The 19,005-nt window shown below is 73.5% G+C and carries 21 protein-coding genes; 12 read left to right on the forward strand and 9 right to left on the reverse strand.

Annotated features, from left to right (window positions below):
- Positions 1–2: 2 nt before the first annotated feature.
- Complete coding sequence (locus RZ50_RS21345) at positions 3–1,022, reverse strand: polysaccharide deacetylase family protein (protein ID WP_196951550.1); 1,020 nt, start codon at positions 1,020–1,022, stop codon at positions 3–5.
- 628 nt (positions 1,023–1,650) lie between these two features.
- Here RZ50_RS21345 and RZ50_RS21350 point away from each other — a divergent pair.
- Both RZ50_RS21350 and RZ50_RS21355 read left to right on the forward strand, forming a co-directional pair.
- Positions 1,651–2,385 carry a PIG-L deacetylase family protein gene (locus tag RZ50_RS21350; RefSeq protein ID WP_196951551.1) on the forward strand — a complete coding sequence of 245 codons (735 nt, stop codon included), beginning with the start codon at positions 1,651–1,653 and terminating at the stop codon, positions 2,383–2,385.
- Positions 2,386–2,435: 50 nt separating this feature from the next.
- Entirely contained in the window at positions 2,436–3,680 is a 1,245-nt protein-coding gene (locus RZ50_RS21355; RefSeq protein WP_196951552.1) for an MFS transporter, read from the forward strand.
- A gap of 6 nt (positions 3,681–3,686) precedes the next feature.
- Here RZ50_RS21355 and RZ50_RS21360 read toward each other — a convergent pair whose 3' ends face one another.
- Both RZ50_RS21360 and RZ50_RS21365 read right to left on the reverse strand, forming a co-directional pair.
- Positions 3,687–4,994 carry a YhgE/Pip domain-containing protein gene (locus tag RZ50_RS21360; RefSeq protein WP_196951553.1) on the reverse strand — a complete coding sequence of 436 codons (1,308 nt, stop codon included), beginning with the start codon at positions 4,992–4,994 and terminating at the stop codon, positions 3,687–3,689.
- A 251-nt stretch (positions 4,995–5,245) separates the two neighbouring features.
- Entirely contained in the window at positions 5,246–5,887 is a 642-nt protein-coding gene (locus RZ50_RS21365) for a phosphoribosyltransferase (RefSeq protein WP_196951554.1), read from the reverse strand.
- Between the two features lie 261 nt (positions 5,888–6,148).
- Here RZ50_RS21365 and RZ50_RS21370 point away from each other — a divergent pair, with 261 nt between their 5' ends.
- The 5 genes from RZ50_RS21370 (at position 6,149) to RZ50_RS21390 (ending at position 9,006) form a co-directional block, all read left to right on the forward strand.
- Positions 6,149–6,487: a hypothetical protein gene (locus RZ50_RS21370; RefSeq protein ID WP_196951555.1), complete on the forward strand. Its 339-nt coding sequence runs from the start codon at positions 6,149–6,151 to the stop codon at positions 6,485–6,487.
- 1 nt (position 6,488) lies between these two features.
- On the forward strand, positions 6,489–7,124 hold the full coding sequence (locus RZ50_RS21375; protein ID WP_254802900.1) for an ATP-binding protein: 636 nt from the start codon (positions 6,489–6,491) through the stop codon (positions 7,122–7,124).
- Positions 7,125–7,375: 251 nt separating this feature from the next.
- Entirely contained in the window at positions 7,376–8,182 is an 807-nt protein-coding gene (locus tag RZ50_RS21380) for a SigB/SigF/SigG family RNA polymerase sigma factor (protein ID WP_196951556.1), read from the forward strand.
- Between the two features lie 83 nt (positions 8,183–8,265).
- Complete coding sequence (locus RZ50_RS21385) at positions 8,266–8,625, forward strand: hypothetical protein (RefSeq protein WP_196951557.1); 360 nt, start codon at positions 8,266–8,268, stop codon at positions 8,623–8,625.
- A gap of 144 nt (positions 8,626–8,769) precedes the next feature.
- Positions 8,770–9,006, forward strand: a complete 237-nt coding sequence (locus RZ50_RS21390; RefSeq protein ID WP_196951558.1) for a DUF6296 family protein — start codon at positions 8,770–8,772, stop codon at positions 9,004–9,006.
- A gap of 195 nt (positions 9,007–9,201) precedes the next feature.
- Here the strand turns inward: RZ50_RS21390 and RZ50_RS21395 are convergent, their stop codons facing one another.
- A complete protein-coding gene (locus tag RZ50_RS21395) occupies positions 9,202–9,960 on the reverse strand; it encodes a ricin-type beta-trefoil lectin domain protein (RefSeq protein ID WP_196951559.1) in 759 nt (252 codons plus the stop codon).
- A gap of 335 nt (positions 9,961–10,295) precedes the next feature.
- On the opposite strand from RZ50_RS21395, the gene RZ50_RS21400 reads away from it, so the two are divergent.
- Positions 10,296–11,672, forward strand: a complete 1,377-nt coding sequence (locus RZ50_RS21400; protein WP_196951560.1) for a carotenoid oxygenase family protein — start codon at positions 10,296–10,298, stop codon at positions 11,670–11,672.
- Positions 11,673–11,681: 9 nt separating this feature from the next.
- Positions 11,682–13,004, forward strand: coding sequence for an aldehyde dehydrogenase family protein (locus tag RZ50_RS21405; RefSeq protein WP_196951561.1), 1,323 nt, complete (start codon positions 11,682–11,684; stop codon positions 13,002–13,004).
- Between the two features lie 128 nt (positions 13,005–13,132).
- On the opposite strand, the gene crcB (RZ50_RS21410) is transcribed toward RZ50_RS21405, so the two are convergent.
- Together crcB (RZ50_RS21410) and crcB (RZ50_RS21415) are read right to left on the reverse strand one after the other, a co-directional pair.
- Entirely contained in the window at positions 13,133–13,507 is a 375-nt protein-coding gene (gene crcB, locus RZ50_RS21410; protein ID WP_196951562.1) for a fluoride efflux transporter CrcB, read from the reverse strand.
- Complete coding sequence (gene crcB / locus RZ50_RS21415; RefSeq protein WP_196951563.1) at positions 13,504–13,986, reverse strand: fluoride efflux transporter CrcB; 483 nt, start codon at positions 13,984–13,986, stop codon at positions 13,504–13,506. The genes crcB (RZ50_RS21410) and crcB (RZ50_RS21415) overlap by 4 nt, the downstream gene beginning before the upstream one ends.
- Positions 13,987–14,221: 235 nt before the next feature.
- Between crcB (RZ50_RS21415) and RZ50_RS21420 the strand changes: the two genes are divergently transcribed.
- Both RZ50_RS21420 and RZ50_RS21425 read left to right on the forward strand, forming a co-directional pair.
- The gene (locus RZ50_RS21420) at positions 14,222–14,389 is read left to right on the forward strand and encodes a hypothetical protein (RefSeq protein WP_196951564.1); all 168 of its coding nucleotides are present in this window, start codon (positions 14,222–14,224) and stop codon (positions 14,387–14,389) included.
- A gap of 129 nt (positions 14,390–14,518) precedes the next feature.
- The gene (locus tag RZ50_RS21425) at positions 14,519–14,881 is read left to right on the forward strand and encodes a hypothetical protein (RefSeq protein ID WP_196951565.1); all 363 of its coding nucleotides are present in this window, start codon (positions 14,519–14,521) and stop codon (positions 14,879–14,881) included.
- 58 nt (positions 14,882–14,939) lie between these two features.
- Here RZ50_RS21425 and RZ50_RS21430 read toward each other — a convergent pair whose 3' ends face one another.
- Positions 14,940–15,566: an HAD family phosphatase gene (locus RZ50_RS21430; protein ID WP_308272005.1), complete on the reverse strand. Its 627-nt coding sequence runs from the start codon at positions 15,564–15,566 to the stop codon at positions 14,940–14,942.
- A 304-nt stretch (positions 15,567–15,870) separates the two neighbouring features.
- Between RZ50_RS21430 and RZ50_RS21435 the strand changes: the two genes are divergently transcribed.
- Positions 15,871–16,641, forward strand: a complete 771-nt coding sequence (locus RZ50_RS21435; protein ID WP_196951566.1) for a sigma 54 modulation/S30EA ribosomal C-terminal domain-containing protein — start codon at positions 15,871–15,873, stop codon at positions 16,639–16,641.
- 48 nt (positions 16,642–16,689) lie between these two features.
- On the opposite strand, the gene RZ50_RS21440 is transcribed toward RZ50_RS21435, so the two are convergent.
- Positions 16,690–17,049 carry a zinc ribbon domain-containing protein YjdM gene (locus RZ50_RS21440; protein WP_196951567.1) on the reverse strand — a complete coding sequence of 120 codons (360 nt, stop codon included), beginning with the start codon at positions 17,047–17,049 and terminating at the stop codon, positions 16,690–16,692.
- Positions 17,050–17,165: 116 nt separating this feature from the next.
- Entirely contained in the window at positions 17,166–18,812 is a 1,647-nt protein-coding gene (locus RZ50_RS21445; RefSeq protein ID WP_254803006.1) for a SulP family inorganic anion transporter, read from the reverse strand.
- Positions 18,813–19,005: the final 193 nt, after the last annotated feature.

Genomic DNA, 19,005 nt, shown 5'->3' on the forward strand with positions numbered 1-19,005 from the left:
TTTCAGCAGGCGGGGGTGCCGGCGAGGTGCGCCGCGTGGTGTTCGAGGGTTTCGTCGACGGTCGCGAACTGGTAGCCGTCTTCGGTGAGTTGCCGAATGATGTCGGAGAGGGCCCGGACGGTCTGGGACCGGTCACCACCGCCGTCGTGCATCAGCACGACGGATCCCCACCCGGTCTGCCGCACGGCGTTGTCGACGATGGCGGCCGTGCCCGGCATGGCCCAGTCGCAGGGGTCGTTGTCCCACAGCACCGTGGCCATCCCGTGGTCGGCGATCCACCGCAGCACGTCGGGGGTGCGCGAACCGTACGGCGGCCGCAGCATCCGCGGGTCGGTGCCGGTGACCCGGCGGATCGCACGGTTCGTCGCTTCGATCTGGAAGTCCAGCTCGTCCCTGGTCAGGTCGGGCAGGTACGGGTGCGACCACGTGTGGTTGCCGATGTGGTGGCCTTCGGACGCGATGCGCTCCAGCGTCGCGGGATGCGCGTCGGCGTGCAGGCCCACGCAGAAGAAGGTGGCGGGCACCTGGAATTCGCGCAGCACGTCGAGGACGCCGTCGGTGTGGGGCGGTTGCGGACCGTCGTCGAAGGTCAGTGCCACGCGGGGTGCGGTGGGCGCGCCCCGTACGAGGTAGAGGCCCCGAAGGGTCAGCTCGCGCTCGACGTCCGCGCTGTCCCTGATGTTCCTCCGCAGGTCGTCGAGCCTCCCTGCCAGGGTGCCGACCTCGGTGGAGAGCCGCACCAGCCGGTTCAGCGCGGGCGCCGCGTGCCGTGCGAGCTGCTCCGCGCTCACGGAGGCGTTCTCCGGGCGCTGCGGCAGCAGCCACGGGTCGGCGCGGAGGACCGTCACGCCTGCGGCGAGCAACGGGCCGTCCAGCAGCCCGTTGGTGCTGTCGAGGACCGCCGCGACCTCACAGCCCGTCTCCGCCGCGAGCTCCCCCAGCCGGCGCACCAGTACGTCCGTCTCACCGGCACCCATCCGCCAGGGGGCGAGGCTCCGTCCGTCGGAATGGGTGCAGACCACCTCGTATCCGCGCGAGTCCCACGCAATGGCGGCGATCCACATGTGCTTCCCCCGGGCTCCGGACGACCGTTTGGAGTGTGGTCGGGTCCGTGCCGGCCACAAGGCGACTCTCGCGTACGCGCCGGTGACGCGGAATATCAACCCGACCGCCTGTGTGGGGTAGCCGAACGGGCGTACTCGCACCCGACTTCGTCCGCGTGAAAGGCGATCCAGGAGCATGACCGGTCATCAGCGGCTCGAAAGGATTCGCACGTCAGGGCGTTTTCGGGTGCCCTTCCGCCTCGCGTCCCGGCACCACTCTCCGGGTCGGCCACCTACCCATCCGGCTAGGCCGGAAAGGCCGTTGCCCCTCGCCGGAATGTCTTGCTAGCGTTCCGGGGTGCTTCTGGATTGCCGCTGTCCGGGAAGATTCGGGAAGATCCGGGAAGTGGCACCCCGCTCGGGGAGTGCGTGATGAGTCGCCGAAATCTATTGAGCGCGCGCATTCCAGCATTTCAGCGGTAGGGCGTGATCGCGAAATGGGCGCCTGGCCGATGTGGTCCACCGCGGAGCAGGAGTGAGCTGCGCGCGGACATCAGGCAGAACGCGGCACGACTCGTGGCCGCGTCGAGTTGGGATCGGATTGAGGATGTCTACGAGGCTGGTCGTTTCCCCGCACTTCGACGACGCGGTGCTGTCCTGCGGCGACACCCTGCTCACCCGCGACGCCGCGACGACCGTGCTGACGGTCTGCGGCGGATCACCCGGCCCGGGCACCCCGCCCTCCGAGTGGGACTGGCAGTGCGGCTTCGCCGACGGCCACCAGGCGGCGGAACACCGTCGGCAGGAGGACGAGCGTGCCTGCGCCGCGGCCGGTGCGGCGACCGTCCACCTGCCGTTCGCCGACCTCCCCTACTCGGGGCCGAAGGACGTCGAGGAGATCGCCGCGGCACTGGAGCCGCACCTGGCCGGGGCGGACGAGGTCTGGGCGCCGACCGGCATCGGCGTCCACGAGGACCACCTCGCCACCCGGGACGCCGTCCTGCTGGCCGCCCAACGCCTGGCGATCCCGCGACTGAACCTGTACGCCGACAACCCGTACGCGGGCGCCCTCGGCTGGACGACACCGGACGGGGAACGGACCGGCACTCTGCGCTGGTCCGACGCGCTGGCGAGCATGCCGGCCGGGGCGACGCTCGGCGAGCTGCAACTGCGCCACCTCACCCCTGCCCGTGCGGCGGCGAAGATCGCCCTGGTGCGCGAGCACGCCTCCCAGCTGGCCAGCCTCGGCCACTTCCAGCGCACGCTGACCTGGCTGGACGGACTGCTCGCCACCGAAGCCTGGTTCGTCTGCACGGTGGCGGCGAAGGCGGTCGTGGGCTGACGGCGTCGCCGGACAGAAGTAGCCCAACGCTTCGACAAGGATTCCTTCGCATGTCCCTCACCGCCCCGGCAGTTGCCAGGACGAGCGCAGAGGTCCGCCGCGCCTACTGGGGAACGGCTGCGGCCTTCCTCTTCAACGGGCTGCTGATCTCCGTGTGGTTCACCAGGATCCCCAGCATCAAGGAGAACACGCACCTGACGGCCGGGGCGCTCGGCTCGGTGCTGATGGTCTCGGTGATCGGGGGCCTGGTGTCCATGCGGGCGGCCGTCCGACTCATCGGGACGTTCGGCAGCAGCACGGTGATCCGGCTCGCCCTTCTCGCGGAGGCGGGGATGCTGTGGGCTGCCGCGCTCGCTCACAACGGCGTTCAACTCGCCCTCGCCCTCCTGCTGTTCGGGCTGGCCGACGGTCTTCTCAACGTGGGGATGAACGTCCAGGGAGTGGCGGTGGAGCGCAGGTCGGGACGTCCGTGCCTGAGCGTCTTCCACGCGTCCTGGAGCATCGGGGCGCTGGCCGCCGCGGTTCTCTCGATGGGCTTCACCTGGGCGGAGTGGAGCGTCAGCAGCCACTTCCTGGTGGTAGCCGCCCTCTCCGCCGTCCTGTCCGTTCCGCTGCTGCGGGGTCTGCTGTCGGCGGACACGGAGCGGGCGGACACGGAGCAGGCGGACACGGAGCACAAGGACGCCCCCTCGGCGGACGGGCCCGCCGGCGGCCGCGGCCGTTGGAGCCGAAAGGTGGTCCTCCTCGGCGGGCTGGGGCTCTGCTGCCTGGTCGCGCAGGGGGCGATCGAGGACTGGGGAGCGGTCTTCATCACGGAGGATCAGCACGGTTCGCGCTTCACCGCGACGATCGGGTTCACCGCGTTCTCCGCGACGGTGACCATCGGCCGCCTCGTCGGCGACCGGCTCCGGGAGCGCTTCGAGACCACCCGGCTCCTCCGGGTGTTCGCGGCCCTGGGGGTCGTGGGCCTCACGGTCTCGCTCGTCACGCCGGTGAGCGCCGTGACGGTGGTCGGCTTCGCCCTCTTCGGCTGGGGCATGTCCATTCTCGACCCGGTCATCTCCAGTGCGGCGGGCCACAGCGCGGGCGGCGGGGAGAAGGAGACGGCGGCCGCCGTCTCCCAGGTGTCGACGCTGGGGCACGCCGGCTTCCTGCTCGGTCCTCCCGCGATCGGCTGGCTGACCGAACTGGTGGGGTTGCGGGCCTCGTTGGTCATTCCCGGAGTGCTCATACTGATCGTGGGGACGGGGGCGGCGTTCATCGCCCGGATGTTCCCCGCCGCCGTCGCGAAGTAGGTCCGCTCATTCGGTCGGCTGCGGGGTGAGACGACGGAGCCCCTTGCGGTCGTAGTAGCGGGTCATGGCGAAGCCGAAGGCGAGGGCGACCGCGAACCCGACCGCGATCATGATCCAGGCGCGGGCCAGCCCCGCGTCGGCGCGCGCGTCGAAGTAGAGGATCGCCCGGACCCCGGCGCTGAGTTGGCGGATCGGCTCGAAGGCGCCCAGGAACCGGAAGAACGCCGGAACGGCCTCCAGCGGGACGGTCGCCCCGGAGGAGGGCAGGGCCAGCGCGATGAAGACGAACATCGACACCAGCTGGCCGAGGCCGCCGAACGCGGCGTTGATGGCCTGGACACCGAGGCCGACCGCGAGGCAGGCGCAGTAGGAGAAGATCCACAACAGCGGCAGGTGCGAGGCGTCCATCCCGAGGATCGCGATGCACCCCACCATCACCATCGTCGTGGTGAGCACCGAGATCCCGGCGGTCATCGCCATCTTCAGCACCAGCGTCTGCGTCCGGCCGATCGGCACGGTCGGCCGGCGGTGGTGCCAGGGGCCGATCTCGCTGTCGGCGTAGCCGAGCGAGGTGTCCACGCCGTTGTGGATCAGGTTGCCCGAGATGAAGCCGGCCAGCACCAGCAGCAGCGTGTAGTAGAAGGCGCTCAGGCCCAGCCCGCTGTGCCGCCCGATCGGGTGGCCGACCTGCGTGCTGACGGCGACCGGGTCGGCCAGTAGCAGCCGGGCGGCCGGGGCGGCGTGCGCGGCCGCGGGGGAGGCGGTCAGCTGCTTCCCGATGGTCAGCGAGGCCTGGTGGGCCGCGTTCTGGTTGATCTGGGCCGCGATCGAGGAACCGAGGCTGCCCAGGCCCGGGTTGGTGAGCACGGTGATCGTCGGACGGGCCTTCGCCTGGGGGGTGGACAGCGCGGCGACGGAGGCGGTGAAGTCGGCGGGGATCACCAGCGCGCCGTACACCTTGCCGGAGGCCAGCAGGTCCCGGGCCTCGCCCTGGCCGACCTGGCGCCAGTCGACCGAGCCGACGGGCTCGGCGGTGACGATCGACCTCGTGAGCTGCGCCCCCAGGTTCTCCGGCTGTCCGGGCGGCGGCGTGCCGGTGTCGGCGTCGACCACGGCGACCGGCAGCCGGTGCAGACTGCCGTTGGGGTCGATGATGCCGCCCATGTAGAGCAGCGACAGCAGCAGGGCGACCAGCGAGGCGAGCACGGAGGGTACGAGCCACAGCTTCGGGTGGCGCAGCAGGGCGGCGGCGCGCTGCTGCCCGGGAGCGGGGGAGGAGGAGGCCCCGTCGGGCGGGGTGTGCGGGGAGGCCATGGCGCTCCACGCTAGGCCCTGTCCGGCCGATCTTGTCGGATCAGCGCGCGGCGTCGGGCGCCCGGCTGGGCGTGTGGCCGGACCGTCCTCGTACTGGGTGTACTTGGGCGGTTCGGCCGTGCGTCCAGGCGGGATGATCCGGCGTCGCGCGCCCGGCAAGATCGGCCGGACAGGGCCTGGACGCCGCCACCGCAGCCCCCGGGCGCGACACGCCTCCGCCCGGCCGGGCTCGGGGGGCGCCGGGACAGGCCCTACCCGCGCCCGTGCAGCAGGATGGCCGCCTCGCGGTCGGTGATGTCGTGGAACTCGCCGTACCAGGGGCCGGCGGCGTGCGCGTAGCGGGGCAGGTGGAGGCAGACCAGCTCGTCCACGTCCGGGCGCAGCTCGGCCGCGATCCGGGCGTCGCACAGCGGCGCCGCGAGGACCAGCCGCTTCGGGCGGCCACCGGCCAGGGCGCGGACGGCGGCGCGGGCGGTGAGGGCGTCGGTCAGACCGTCGGAGACGAGGACGGCGGTGCGCCCCTGGACCCGGAGCCCGGCCCGGCCCTCGCGGTACAGGGCCTCGCACCGGTGGACCTCGGCGCGTTCGCGCTTGACGCTCGCGCCGACCTCCACCGGCGTGACACCCAGGTTCTTCAGGGAGTTCCGGTCGAACAGCGGCGGGTCGTCGTCGGCGATCGCGCCGACCGGGCGGTCGTGGCCGGGCACGGCCAGCGGCCGCACCACCGCGACGTCGAGCGGCGCGTTCAGGGCGTCGGCGACCTCCACGGCGACCGGCAGCCCGCCGGGGGCCAGGCCGAGCACGACGAGCCCGCCGCCACGCCGGTCGCGCGCGAACGGGGCCAGCGCCCGGGCGAGTTGGAGCCCGGCGGCGCTGCGGTCGAGGAATCTCACGGGCGTGTCCTCCTCGGGAGCACTACGATCCGCAGGTTTGGGGCCTGTCCGGCGAGCCTCTGCCGGGCCCGCGGCAAGATCCGCCGGACAGGCCCGAGCCCGGTGAACCCGCGCCACCTGCTACCCGGCTGCTTCCCCGTCTGCGCGGCCTCTAACGTCGTTCCGGCCGGTCAAGCGGTGTTAGGACGCGCCGGAGCCGGGCAGCCGCTCGGGTGAGGGGAAGGGGGACGTGGGGGCGGCGGAGGCTCGGAGGTGGCGGCGATGGACGGGCCCGGGCTCTCCGGCCGGGAGCTGCGGATCCTGGCGGAGATCGAGGACGGGCTGCGGGCGGACGGCCGGCTGGACCGCGCCCTGCGCACCATGCGCCGGGGGCCCCGCCCGGCGCCGGGCGGAGTGCTGCGTGCGGCGGCGCGGGTGCCGCCGGCCGCGTTCGCGGTGCTGCTGGCCCTCTCGGCGGGCCTGCTGGTGGTCAGCGCGGACGCGCACACGCCCGCCGTACTGGCCGTGTTCGCCCTGGTGTGGGCGCCGACGGCCTTCCTGCTCCTCGCGCGGCTGACCACCCGTCGCCGGGGGAGCAGCGGTGGGCCGGGGCGGCGGTGACATGGTGTCCCACAACGGTGACGTGGTGTCCCGGAACGTGGCGCGGGCGGGCACCGGGAGCGGATCGGGCGGCCCGGTCGTGCTGCGCCCGCCGTGGCCGCAGGTGCGGCGCCTGGGCGTCCCGTACGGCCGGCCGGTCGCGCCCCCCGGTGGACCGGACCGGGAGAGTGGTCCGGACCGGGAGACCAGACGGCTCCCGCTCACCGGTGGATGCCGCGGCGCGGTGCGGCGCAGCCGTGAGTTCAGCCGCGCGGCGCTGCTGTCCTGGCACTGGCTGCCCGCCGCCGACGAGGAGCAGCGGGCCGTGGCGGAGGACGTCCTGCTCATGGTCTCGGAGCTGGTTGCCAACGCCTGTCTGCACACCCCCGGCGGCCCGCGCGAGCTGCGGCTGGACTGGGACGGCGCCCGGCTGCGGGTGGAGGTCGCGGACACCAGCCCGGTGCCCCCGCGGCTGCGCCCGTGCGCGGACCCGGCACGGCCCGGCGGGTACGGCCTGCGGGTGGTGGACCGGCTGGCCCGCGCGTGGGGCTCGCTGCCCGAGGGCGAGGGGAAGCTGGTCTGGCTGGAGGTGCCGTCCCCGCTGGGCCGCCGACGACCGGGGCTCCCGATCCGGGGCGGCGAACCGGCCCGGCGCTGAATCGCGGCCCGGGTGGCGGGTAGGTGAACGGGTGGAGCGCTCATGGTGGCAGGCCGACCGCCGCCGCATCCCGACCGTGCCGTCGGACCGCGGTGGCGGGCGGCCGCCCGAGGCTCAGGAGAAGCACCGTGTCCACCGTTTCGGAAACCGCGTACCGGGCCCCGCCCGATCAGCCCCCGTCTGATCCGTCCCCGCCCGGTCCACCCCCACCCGATCTGCCCCCGCGCCCGACCGGGGCGCAGCTGCGGGCGATGGGCAAGGTCGAAGCGCGCGAGCTCAGCGACGCGCTGTTCGAGCGGCTGGCCGGGCTGGCCCGGGAGACGTACGCCTACAGCCGTGTGCGCGGCACGATCATCGAGCTCAACATGCCGCTGGTGCGGTTCGTCGCGGCGCGCTTCCGGCACCGACCGGAGGACCTGGAGGACATTCTCCAGGTCGGCACGATCGGCCTGATCAAGGCCGTGGACGGCTACGACCCGCGGCGCGGCGTCGAGTTCGTCACCTACGCCATCCCGACCATCCTCGGCGAGATCAAGCGGTTCTTCCGCGACACCTCCTGGCCGGTGCGGGTGCCGCGCAGCGTGCAGGAGCTGTACCTGGCCGTCGCGCGCGGCTCGGACCGGCTGGAGCAGGAGCTCGGCCGCCTGCCGCACCCGGCGGAGCTCGCCGAGGAGCTGCACCTCACCGTCGCGCAGGCCACCGAGGGGCTGGTCGCCGCCCGGGTCCACCGGCCCAGCTCCCTGGACGCGCTGCGCGACCAGGACACCGAGGAGGGCGGCGGTGCGATGCTCGACCGGCTCGGCGGCTGCGACCCGGGCATCGAGCTCGCGGACTTCCGCACCGCCGTGCGCCCGCTGCTCGCCCGGCTGCCGCGGCGCGAGCAGACGGTGCTCAGGCTGCGCTTCTGGGAGGGTCGCACCCAGTCCGAGATCGCCGACCGGATCGGGGTCTCCCAGATGCACGTCTCCCGACTGCTCAGCGTCACCCTGGCCCGGCTGCGCGAGGAGCTGGAGGACCGCGACGCCCCCGGCTGGGAGGGCGCCCCGGCGGAGGAGTGAAAGCGGCGCCGCCCGCGTGAACCCCGGCCGCCCGGGTAGACGCGAGCCGGCGGGGGATCGACGACGGGACGGAAGGAATCCCCATGTTGCTGCTAGGACTCCTGTTGATGGCGGCCTCCGGGGCCTTCGTCGGCCTGCTGATCGCGGACAACCTCTCCGGCGGGCCCGACTACCAGGTCACGATTCTCGGCCACGACCTCGTGACGCTGAACAGCCTGAGCGTCTTCCTGTCCGGCGTGGCGCTCGCCCTGATCTTCTGCCTGGGTCTGGCCATGATGTGGCTGGCCCGGAGGGTCAGGGCCCGGCGGCTGCGGCGGGCGGCTCCACCGTCCCAGGTCCACGGCGGGACCGATCCGCTGGGCCGGACCGGATCCACCGGATCGGGCACGGCCAAGGAGCAGGCCGGGCACGGCGGCCGCGCCCGGCACCTGTTCGGGCACTGAGGGCGACGCCGGGGGCGCCGATTCCCGAGGTGGCCCCCCCGAACCGCTGGAAGCGCCGGAACACGCTTACCGTTCGTGTACAGCGGGCTGGGCAGGGAGGAGAATCATTGACACGAGGCGGGGGAGTCGGAGAGGAGCCCGGCCATGGAGAACCCCAGTCGCCGCTATGCGGTGACCTTGCCAGGACCGGTCTGCGGGCACGGCCCGCCGGCCGTCATCGTGGTCCATGCGACCGGTCTCCTGGGCCCCGGCGGACGTCCGGTGTGGGAGAGCGTGGACGGAGGCTTCCGGGTGGAGATCACCGGTGAGGTGGCCACCGTCCTGGCGGCCCCCGCCGGCGCGCCGCAACACCCCTGCCTGCACGCGGTGCCCCTGCCGTGACCGCCGCCCGGCGGCCGCACCCTGGCCGCCGGACCGCAGCACCCGCCGTTCACGCCGTTCGGACCCTCGCCCCCGGTCGGCCCCGGCCGTCCGCCGCCGCCCGGCCTCCCGCCTCGTTCGCCCTGGCGCTGTTCGCGTTGCCCCCGTTCAGCCGCTCCGGGCCGGGCCGGGTCGACGGAGGGGTCGGCGAGTGGATCAGTGAGGCAGGTTCCACTTCTGGTTGGCCGCGCCGTTGCAGTCCCAGATGCCGAGCTGGTTGCCGTTGTTGGTGGCGAAGCCCAGGTCGTCCAGGCAGCGGCCGGACTGCGGGTTGAGCAGCGAGCCGTCGGGCTGCGCCTTCCACTGCTGGGCGCCGCTGCCGTTGCAGTCGTAGAGCTGGACCATGGTGTGGTTGGCGGTGCCGCCACCCGTCACGTCCATGCACTTGCCGAGGACGCGCAGCGTCCCGTCGACCCCGACGGTCCACTTCTGGGCGTCCGAGCCGTTGCAGTCCCAGATCTGGATCGGGTTGCCGTTGTTGCTCTTCGCGCCCGCGTCGTCGACGCACTTGCCCACGTAGCCGGTGATCTGCCCCTGGGGGCCGGCCACCGGCGGCGGCACCGTCCCGGTGAAGACGACCTGCGGCCACAGGACGGTCCTGCCGAAGCCGCAGGTGGCGACGCTCTGGCCGTCGCCGACGATCGAGGCGCCCTGGGCGAGCATCATGTAGGGGCCCGTGCCGTTGACGTACCACTGGCACTGCGCCTGGACGTGCCAGATCTGCGAGGGGCTGATCCCGGTACATATCCCGACGGCCTGGCCGCCACCGCTGGCGAAGGCGTTGCAGCCTCCGGCCAGCGCGGCGGCCGGGGCCCTTCCGGTGGAGGTGGACGCCGCCTGGGCGGCGGCGGGGACGGCGAGGGCCGCGGCGGAGGCCAGCAGCGTGGTCATCATGACAACGGCGGTACGGCGCATGGGTGTTGATCCCTTCCCGTGGGGACGGAGTGATGGTGCCGCTCAGCTGTTTCACATGTGCGGCCATGAGCATGGCAGTGCCACATGGGGGCGTCAACAGGTGTGAGTCGATCGGACATCGTCATTCACCCTGGCTCATAGGATCCATCCCGCCCGCGCGGAGATCCCGCCCAACGCGGTGTGCGACAGCGTCAACTGACGCAAGATCAGCACCGTGGAGGACGGGTGGAGAGTGACACGATCGGCCGTCACCTTCCGGGCCGCCGGCTCGTTGTTCCGTGTGCGCCGCCCCCTGCGTACGGCGGTCCTTCAGTAGCGGCAAGGAGAAGCCTGCGGTGTCCACCGTCCCCGATCCGTTCACCGGTTCCTACGCGCCGGTGGGCGAGGAAGTGACCGCCTTCGACCTGCCGGTCACGGGCACGATCCCGGCCGAGCTCAACGGCCGGTACCTGCGCAACGGGCCCAACGGGATGAGGGCGGACGATCCCCGGCCGCGGCACCTGTTCGCCGGGTACGCCATGGTGCACGGGGTGCGGCTGAGGGAGGGGCGGGCCAGGTGGTACCGCAACCGGATGGTCCGCAGCGCCGCCGTGGCCGAGGCGCTGGGCGAGCGGCCGCGCCCCGGCGCCTCGGTGCGGATCCTCGACGTCGCGCCCAACACCCATGTGATCGGTCACGCCGACCGCACGTTCGCGCTGGTGGAGGGCGGCTTCCGTCCGTACGAACTCTCCTACGAGATCGAGACGGTGGGTGCCACCGACTTCTGCGGCACGCTGCCCGACGGGTTCGCCGCCCACCCCAAGCTGGACCCGCTCAGCGGCGAGCTGCACGCGATCACCTGGCAGCGCGACAGCGAGGTCCTGCGCCACCTGGTGCTCTCCCCGCGGGGCCGCGTCATCCGCGCGGTGGACGTGCCGCTCCCGCACCGGCCGGTGGTGCACGACATGGCCCTGACCCGCAACCACGCCGTCATCCTCGACCTCTCGGCCAGTGTCGGCACGCGTGGCAACCGGGCGCGCAGGACGTACCCGGCGGTGTGGGACGAGTCCCGCACCGCGCGGATCGGGCTGCTGCCCCGCGACGGCACCGGCGTCAGGTGGTTCGACGTCGATCCCTGCTTCGTCTTCCACACGCTCAACGCCTACGAGGACGGCGACCGGGTCGTCATCGACGTCGTCCGCTACCCGAGGATGTTCGCCGGCGGCGCGGTGCACGACCAGAGCAGCCCCACCCTGGACCGCTGGCTCGTCGACACCGCCTCCGGCAAGGTGACCGAGACCCGCCTCGACGACCGCCCGCAGGAGTTCCCGGCGGTCAGCCCCGCCGTGGTCGGCGGCGCCCACCGCTACGGGTACTCCACGGTCGCCACCGGCCTCCTGCGCCACCTCGCCGCGGCCGACGCCCTCGACACCCTGACCCCGGAGGCCGCCGGGGACGCGCTGATCAAGCACGACCTGGGCCGGCAGACCAGCACCGTGCGCCACTTCGGCGCCGGCCGCCACACCGGCGAGGTCTCCTTCGTCCCGAGGGAGGGCGCCCGCGCCGAGGACGACGGCTACCTCCTGGCCTACGTCCACGACCCCGAGCGGGGCGCGAGCGATCTGGTCGTCCTCTCCGCCGAGGACTTCACCGGCGCCCCGGTCGCCACCGTCCACCTGCCGGTCCGAGTGCCGGCGGGCTTCCACGGCAGCTGGATCCCCGACCCGGTCTGAGAGGCACCCGTGAACATCCCACCCACCCCGGCCGAGGCCGTCGCCCGGCTGCGCACCACGTTCCGCACCGGCCGTACCAGGCCGCTCGGTTGGCGCACGGAGCAGCTGACCGGGCTGCGCGCCCTGGTGACCGGGCACCGCGACGAGCTCGCCGACGCGCTCCACACCGATCTGCGCAAGCCGCGCGCCGAGGCGGACGTCGCCGAAGTCGACTTCACCGTACGGGAGATCGACCACACGCTGCGGCACCTGGAGCAGTGGCTGCACCCCGAGCCGGTCCCCGCGTCCGCGCTCACCCGGCTGCCGCCGGGGACGACCGCCGACACCCGCCACGACCCCCTCGGGACCGTCCTGGTGATCGCCTCCTGGAACTACCCGGTGTCGCTGCTGCTCGTACCGGTGGCGGGCGCGCTGGCCGCGGGCAACACGGTGCTGGCCAAGCCGAGCGAGCTGGCCCCGGTCTGCTCGGCCCTGCTGGCGCGGCTGTTGCCGCAGTACGTCGACCCGGAGGCGATCGCCGTGGTGGAGGGCGGCGGCCGGACGACCACCGACCTGCTGGCCCAGCGCTTCGACCACATCCTCTACACCGGCAACGCCGGCTTCGGCCGGACGGTGCTGCGTGCCGCCGCCGAGCACCTGACCCCGGTCACCCTCGAACTGGGCGGCAAGTCACCGGTGTTCGTCGACCGGGGGGTCGACCTCGCGGTCGTCGCCACCCGCCTGGCCCGCGCCAAGTTCGCCAACGCGGGCCAGACCTGCGTGGCCCCCGACCACGTCCTGACCGACCCGGCCACCGCCCGAGCCCTGGAAGGCGAACTGGCCCGGGCGGTCACCGACCTGTACGGCCCCGACCCGGCGCGGTCGCCGGCCTACGGGCGCATCGTCAACGGGCGGCACTTCGACCGCGTCGCCGCCCTCCTGGACTCGGGGCGTACGGTGATCGGCGGCCGGTACGACCGGGCGGACCGCTACATCGCGCCGACCGTCCTGGCCGAGGTCGAGCCGGACGCCCCGGTCATGCGGGAGGAGATCTTCGGCCCCGTCCTGCCCCTCCTCGAAGTCGCCGACCTCGGCGAGGCGATCGCCTCCATCAACGACCGGGACAGGCCCCTCGCCGTCTACGCCTTCACCGACGACGACACCACCCGCCGTCGGCTGGCCGAGGAGACCGCCTCCGGCGGCCTGAACTTCGGCCTCCCGATCGCCCATCTCGGCATCCCCGAGCTCCCCTTCGGCGGCGTGGGGGAGAGCGGCTTCGGCCGGTACCACGGTCGCTGGTCCATCGACACGTTCAGCCACCGCAGGGCCTGCCTCGACGTGCCGCTGGGCTGATCCGGGTACCGGCGGACGCGGGTTCGGGGACGGGGCCTTGTCGCCGATGGCGGCGGGCATGGCGACGTAGCCCGAATGAACGGGCCGCCTCGCCCGTCGTCACATGGGCGTGGTGCCGGAACGGGGCCTCACGCCCACAGGGCCTGGGCGAGCGCGTCACCGGTGAACACCGCGCCCAGGCCGGCGCACACGCTGCCGGCGACGTTCAGCACCGCGAACAGGCCCGCCCCGGTCTCCGCCAGCCGCAGGGTCTCGTACGAGAACGTCGAGTAGGTGGTGAGCGCCCCGCAGAAGCCGGTGCCCACCAGCAGTTGGAGCTCGGAGGAGCCCGCCCCGGCCGTCACGGCGCCGGTGACCAGGCCGAGCACCAGGCAGCCGAAGACGTTGACGGCGAACGTCCCCCAGGGGAACACCGTGTCGTGGCGGGACTGCACGGCCCGGTCGGTGAGGTACCGCAGCGGGGCGCCGACCAGCGCGCCCGCGATCACGAGCAGCCAGTTCACGCGGCACCCGCCTTCCGGCCGGCCAGCCGCCGGGTCGCCGTCGCGCCCGCCCACACGGACAGCAGCGCCGCCAGCACCGTCGCGGCCAGGTAGGCCAGCCCCGACGCGGCGTGCCCGGCCCGCACCAGCCGCTGGACGTCCACCGCGTACGTGGAGAAGGTGGTGAACCCGCCCAGCACGCCGGTGCCGAAGAACGGCCGGACGAGCGGGTGCGCCGCCCACACGTCGGTGATCAGCGCCAGGAACACCCCGATCACCGCGCACCCGAGGGCGTTCACCACCAGCGTCGACCAGGGGAAGGCGGACGGGCCGACCGGCCACGCCAGGGCCGCCGCGTAGCGCGCGCTCGCGCCGATCGCACCGCCGAGCGCGACCACCGCGACCACGGGCAGCTGGGAACGGGCGGGACCTCGACGACCGGGAGGCGGGGGAGCGGCGGGCTCGACCGCCGACCGGGTCCGGGAACTGTCCGTGGACACGCTTCTCCTACTCGTACGGCACCCGGACACACGGGTGCGACCGTCACAAGTAGGGACCGTTGGCGGCGGATGCCGCGGTTCGGGTACGGCGGGCCCCACCGCCGTTCAGCGCGAGGACGCGCCGCCCGCACACTCTACCGGTTCGGGCCGCCCGCTCGGCGGGGCCGCCTGCTGTACCCCGGGGGGTATATTGGCAGGGCAAGCCACCCCATACGGATCGAAAAGGGAGACCGGTATGTGCCGTCGAGTCGTCTGCCGCACCTGCGGGAAGCAGACCTACGCCGGGTGCGGGATGCACGTCGAGCAGGTCCTGGCCGGAGTGCGGAAGGCCGACCGCTGCGCCTGCTCCCCGAAGGAGCGCGCCGGCGGGAGCTGGCTCGGAAGGCTCTTCGGCCGCCGTTGAGGCGCCCCGGTGGACCGGAGGCGCGCCGGTGGTTCACTCGCCCGAGTGATTGTTGCGCTACGCGCATTGGCGGACACTCATCGTGCACGGAGGGCTCGTGGGGGCCCTCCCGATGTGAGGAGGGCCGTCATGGCCGCAACCGAACCCACCGCCTCCGAGGTGCCGCAGATCGCGGGCAGCTCTCAGCCCACCAGTCACGACCAGGGCCTCGCGGACATCGGCGGCAACGTCGGCGCCGTGTGGCGGGCCTGGTGGACGTGGACGCCGTCCAACGGGACGTTCAACCTCCAGCTCCCGTGGAACGTCATCGGGATCGACTCGACCGTCGTCATCACCGCCTCCGAGATCGACTCCAACGGCAACCGGTTCGTCGGCGCCGCCGCCTTCCAGGTGTCGAGCATCGCCCCGGGCAACGGCATCGTGACCTTCAAGATCAACATCGGCTGGAACAGCCCCCTGCCGATGCGCACCGACGTCCTGGTCTTCAACTGACCCGACCGCGAAGTCCGGCGACCCGCCGGCGCGAGCCCGGGTCGCCGGCCCACCGCGGTCACCGGTGGGAAGGCAGCCGCAGCAGGTCGGCGACCCGCGACGCCGTGTCCGGACCGGTCGCGTGGACCGTGGTGATGCCGAGCGACTCGGCGGGCGGGAGGTTCGCCGGGCGGTCGTCCACGAAGACGCACTCGGCGCCGGCCAGCCCCATGCGGTCGAGCGTGCGCCGGTAGATCTCCGGGTCGGGCTTGGCGAGTCCCTCGTCGCCGCTGATCACCCGGACGTCGAAGAGGTCCCACACGCCGGTCGCCCGGTACGGGTCGTAGGGGGCCAGGCCGTAGGAGTTGGAGAGCAGCGCGACGACGATCCCGGCGGCCCGGGCCGCGCGGACGAGCTCGACCATCGCCGGGACCGCCCGGACCTCGGCGTGGGCCCGGCCCATCAGGTCGTGCGGCTCGACACCCAGGATCGCCGCGGTGCCCCGGTTCCAGTCCTCCTGCGAGATCCGGCCGAGCTCCAGCTCCGCGTACAGGGCGCGGCCGACCGGATGGTCCACCAGCGCGCCGCGCCAGGCGTCGGCGGGCAGCCCCTCCCGGGCGCACCAGGCCCGGCACGACGGGCCGAGCGGAGTGCTCATCACTCCCGCGAAGTCGAGGACCAGGCCGCGGTACACGTGTTCTTCCACGCCGTGTTCAGACGATTCGGCCGGTCGGAGAGGTTCCCGGGGCGCAGCGGACCCCGGGAACCTCTCCGACCGGCCGGGACCTCCGGATCTTCGCACCGGGACCGGTGGCGGCCGCGGCAGGGGCCATCGGCCCTGCCGCGGGGGCCGCCGCGATCGGAGGATCGAGGTGAGCGAACGCGGTTGCGGCGGTGGCGGGTTCGACTCCCGGAGCGTTCCGGGGGAGAGCCCTCCCGCCCGCCGCCGACGGCAGCGGGTCGTCCTGCTGCCGGCGCCCGGCCGGATTCCTGCACCGAGAGGATCTTCCATGAACACCCTGCAGAGCCCGCCCGCCGTCGACGTCCAGGTGACGACCCGGGGCGCGGTGTCCCTGGCCGCGCCCGAGTACGCGCGGGAGAAGATCGCGGCCGTGCTCGGGCAGATCCACGAACCCGTGCTCGCGGCCCGGGTGAAGCTGACCCAGGAGGCCCACCACGCGGTCGCCCGGCCGTCGCTGGCTCAGGCCGTGGTGGACCTCAACGGGCGTCCGGTGCGGGTCCACGTGGCGGCCGCCACCATGCGGGAGGCGGTCGACCTGCTCCAGGACCGGCTCGGCGCCAGGCTGGCCCGGGTCCGGCGGCAGCGCCACGCCGCGCCCGGCACCTGGGTCGACCGGGACGGCGACACCCACCGCCCCGAACGGGTCGCCCGGGCCGAGGAGGAGCGGCGGATCGTGCGGCACAAGGCGTACGGCCTGTCGCGGCAGAGCGCCTGGGCGGCGGTGGGGGAGATGGAGGCCATGGACTACGACTTCCACCTGTTCACCGACGCCGTGAGCGGGTGCGAGAGCGTGGTCTACCGGGACGGCCGAACCGGCGGGCACCGGCTGGCCTCCTCCGGATCGGCCGTCGACCCGACCCCCGGCCTGTCGGTCAGCACCGTCGCCGTGCCCGAGCTGACGGTCGCCGGGGCCGTGGCACGGCTCGAACTGACCGGCCTGCCCTTCGTGTTCTTCACCGACACGGCCAGCCGCCGGGGCAACGTCCTGTACCACCGGTACGACGGGCACTACGGCCTGATCACTCCCGCGCAGGACTGAGCGCGCCGCGTCCCGCAGACGCGGGTTCGAAGACGGGCCCGAGGGGCGTCAGGCCTTCTTCACGACGCTGGACTTGAGCTGCATCGCGCCGAAGCCCTCGATGCGGCAGTCGATGTCGTGCCCGTCGACGCCGTCGACCAGCCGGATGTTGCGGACCTTGGTGCCGGCCTTGATGCCCGAGACGCTGCCCTTGACCTTGAGGGCCTTGACGACGGTCACGGTGTCGCCGTCGCTCAGCACGTTGCCGACCGAGTCCCGGATCACCCGCTCACCCGAGTCGGCCGCCTGCCCGGCGCCGCCCTCGGAGGGCATCCACTCGTGGGCGCACTCCGGGCAGACCATCAGACCGTTCATCTCGTAGGTGTACTCGCTGGAGCACGAGGGGCACGCGGGGAGGTTGTCGCTCATATGTTCATTGTCCAGGTTGTTTCGACGGGGTTCTTACGTGGTCCGTGAGGCCGCGTGGTCAACAGCGCCGCGTGGTCAGCGGCGCGCAGGCCCGCGAGGCCGCGGCCCCGGCCGGTTCACCGGCAGGCGCCGGTGACGGTCAGGGGGTGTCCGGCCGCGTCGGCCCGGCCGTCCAGGTGGGCGCGGGCGTGGGCGACGGCGTCGGGGGTGGTGGCGAAGAGGTGGCCGTCGGCGCGCAGCCGGTCGAGGACGCCGAGGGCGTCGAGGGCGCGGTGGTGTTCGTCGCGCACGCCCGAGACGAGGACGAGCGTGCCGCGGCGCCGGAGCTCGGTGATGGCGTCCCCGAGGGCGGTGACGCCGCTGGCGTCGATGGCGCTGACCCTCGACATGCGCAGGATCGCGACCCTGACCTCGGCGGATCCGGTGAGTTCGAGCAGGAAGCGGTGCGCCGCGGCGAACAGCAACGGGCCGTCGAAGCGGTAGGCGGCGATGTGCTCGGCGAGCAGCGCCAGCTCCTCGTCCTGGTGGCCGGCCGGCGGCAGATCGGCGTGCAGCGGAACCTGCTCGACCCGGGCGGCCTTGGCGACCGCGGCCAGGGCGAGGGCGCCGGAGACGAGCATCCCGACGACGACCGCGGTGACCAGGTCGAAGGCGAGCGTGGCGGCGGCGGTGAGGGCCAGGACGGCGGCCTCGCCACGACCGGTACGGGCCAGCGCCCGCAGCGAGCCGATCTGGACCATCCGTACGGCGGTGGCGATCAGGACCCCGGCCAGGGCCGCGAGCGGGATCCCGGCGACCAGGGGCGCGGCCGCGAAGACGATCACCGCCAGGACCGCAGCGTGGACGAGCGCGGCGAGCCGGGAGACGGCGCCGGAGCGGACGTTGACGGCGGTGCGGGCGATCGCGCCGGTCGCGGCGACGCCCCCGAACAGCGGGGCGGCGAGGTTGGCCAGGCCCTGGCCGAACAGCTCGCGGTCGCTGTCGTGGCGCTGCGAGCCGCTCATGGCGTCCGCGGCGGTCGCGGACATCAGCGACTCCAGCGCGGCCAGCGCGGCGACGGCGAGGGCGGAGGGCAGCAGGTCCGGGATCGCGGAGAGGTCGAGGAAGCCGAGCGAGGGGGCCGGGAGCCCGGTGGGCAGGTGCCCGATGGTGGCGACCGGCAGGCCGGTCGCCTTGACGGCGACGGTGGCGGCGACGACGGCGATCAGCGAGAACGGCAGGGCGGGCCGCAGCCGTACGCCGACGAGCATCACGGCGGCCACCGCGAGGGCCACGCCGATCGCCGCCCAGTGCGGAGAGGTGGCGAACTCGCGCACCGCCCGCGCCGCGACGACGGCGGGGTTGTCCCCCTCGGGCTTCGTGACACCGAGCGCGCCGGGCACCTGCTGGAGGCCGATGACGGCGGCGATGCCGACGGTGAAGCCCTCCACGACGGGGACGGGTACGTACGCCATCCACCGCCCGGCCCGGAGCAGGGCGAGGACCAGCAGGATCGCCCCGGCGAGCAGACCGACGGTCAGCACCCCGTTGGTGCCGTGGCGGGCGATGATGGGGACCAGGACGACGGTCATGGCGCCGGTCGGCCCGGAGACCTGGAACTCGGAGCCACCGAAGACCGCGGCCAGCGCGCCGGCGACGACGGCGGTGGCCAGGCCGGCCTCCGCGCCCGCGCCGGAGGAGATGCCGAAGCCGAGGGCGAGCGGCAGGGCCACGATGGCCACCGTGAGCCCGGCCAGCAGGTCCTTGCGCGGCGAGCGGCCCATGCCGGCCAGGGTCCGCCGGTCGGGCAGGACCGCGCGCACCCGGCCCAGGAGGGCCTTCCCGCGGTGGTCGTGGCCCTGGGCCGGTTGTGCGTGCAGTTCCTCGTCGGACACCGCGGTCACGACCATCCCTCCCAGCTCCTCGGCGGATGCCGGGTGCACCCTTCACCGATCCAACAGCACGCCAGCATGTATG

The organism is Kitasatospora sp. SUK 42, assembly GCF_015776785.2.
Lineage (GTDB): Bacteria > Actinomycetota > Actinomycetes > Streptomycetales > Streptomycetaceae > Kitasatospora.